Origin of the sequence: Allobosea sp. MMO-172 (assembly GCF_037147855.1) — a bacterium.
In the GTDB taxonomy this organism is placed as follows: Bacteria; Pseudomonadota; Alphaproteobacteria; order Rhizobiales; family Beijerinckiaceae; genus Allobosea.
Window position 1 is genome coordinate 1 of record NZ_JBBCUM010000049.1, and the last position, 968, is coordinate 968.

The window sequence follows — 968 nt, forward strand, 5'->3', positions numbered from 1 at the left end:
GTCGCGGCCGGCTGGGCGTAAGCCGTCTGGCCCGCCGCCTCGCGGCCGGTGCGGAAGGTCGCGACCAGCGCGTTGAGCTGCTCGATCCGGCCGGAGAGCGAGCCGGCCGAGGCCGCGCTCTGCTCGGACAGGGCCGCGTTCTGCTGCGTCATCTCGTCGAGATGCGCGACCGCCTGGCTCATCTCGTCGATGCCGTTGGCCTGCTCGCCGGACGCCGCCGAGATGTCGGCGATGGTGGCCGCGACCTTCTGCGAGGCCGCGAGGATGCGGGCGAGCTGATCGCCGGCCTGCCGGACCAGCTTCACGCCTTCGCCGACCTCGACATTGGACGAGGAGATCAGACCCGAGATGTCCTTGGCCGCCTCGCCGGAGCGCTGCGCCAGCGTGCGCACTTCCGAGGCGACGACGGCGAAGCCCTTGCCGGCCTCGCCGGCGCGGGCCGCCTCGACCGCGGCGTTGAGCGCCAGCAGGTTGGTCTGGAAGGCGATGTCGTCGATCACACGGATGATGTCGGAGATCTTCTGCGATGCGGTCTCGATCCTCGCCATGGCGTCCACCGCCTGGCCGGCGATGGCGCCGCCGTTCTGGGCGGCCTGCATCGCCTCGTCGGCGATCCGGGCCGCATCCTTCGAGGCCTGGGCTGAGGCCTTGACGGAGGCCGCGAGCTCTTCGGTCGTGGCGGCGGTCTCCTCCAGCGAGGAGGCCTGCTCCTCGGTGCGCTTCGACAGATCGTCGGCGCCCATATTGATCTCGCGCGCGGCGAGCCCGACATCGGCCGAGGTGGTCTGGATCGTCGCGACCGTGTCCGAGAGGCGGTCCACCGTTTCGTTGATCGCGCCCTTGAGGTCGGCGAAGCGGCCGCGATAGGCCGTCTCGACCCGGTTGGTCAGGTCGCCGCCAGCAATCGCCGACAGAGCCTCCGCGAACTCCGTCGTCGCCCCGTCCACGACCGCATTGATCTCGTTGAT

The 968-nt window shown here is 70.6% G+C and carries 1 protein-coding gene; it reads right to left on the minus strand.

Annotation, left to right across the window (positions count from 1 at the left end; genetic code table 11):
* Positions 1-968 (minus strand): methyl-accepting chemotaxis protein (locus tag WFK61_RS26050; RefSeq protein ID WP_336814946.1); only part of this gene is annotated, 968 nt, incomplete at both ends.